The organism is Azospirillum himalayense (assembly GCF_042657465.1).
In the GTDB taxonomy this organism is placed as follows: domain Bacteria; phylum Pseudomonadota; class Alphaproteobacteria; order Azospirillales; family Azospirillaceae; genus Azospirillum; species Azospirillum himalayense.
On record NZ_JBHSLC010000107.1, the window covers coordinates 1 to 621 of the forward strand.

Here is a 621-nt window from a genome sequence, read left to right on the forward strand (position 1 = left end):
CAGTCCCAGTGTGGCTGATCATCCTCTCAGACCAGCTACCGATCGTCGGCTTGGTGGGCCGTTACCCCACCAACTACCTAATCGGACGCGGGCCCCTCTCATGGCGTAAACTTTCCCCCGAAGGGCACATCCGGTGTTAGCGTCCGTTTCCAGACGTTATCCCGAACCATAAGGCAGGTTCCCACGTGTTACTCACCCGTGCGCCACTAGGGCCGAAGCCCTCGTTCGACTTGCATGTGTTAGGCATGCCGCCAGCGTTCGTTCTGAGCCAGGATCAAACTCTCAGGTTCAAGCTGGGATCCGGTCCGAAGACCGAGCCCACTTGACAGGGCCGCTCAAAGCGACCTCACCCAAGCTTTCGAAACTGTTCGTCTCTTACTGCTTGACCGAGATGCTCAAGCGACCCGCGATGCCAGTCCCTATCCGGAACCGGTCCGCGGCCAACGGCCAAAACCGCCGCCTGCGCATCCCTTCTCACAACACGGTATCAACGATTTCCAAGATCCCGCGATCCCTGATCAGGACCGCTGCCCGTCTCGCGCTGCGTCACCGGAGTTCGGTGCGGCGCGTCGGGGCGCTTTATCTAGAAGATCCGAAGCGGTCTGTCAAGCCTTTGTTTTC

Annotated in this window: 1 rRNA gene; it reads right to left on the reverse strand. The window is 59.6% G+C overall.

Annotation, left to right across the window (positions count from 1 at the left end):
* Nucleotides 1-290: ribosomal RNA gene (locus ACFPMG_RS28090) — 16S ribosomal RNA — on the reverse strand; the annotation flags it as partial.
* Nucleotides 291-621: the final 331 nt, after the last annotated feature.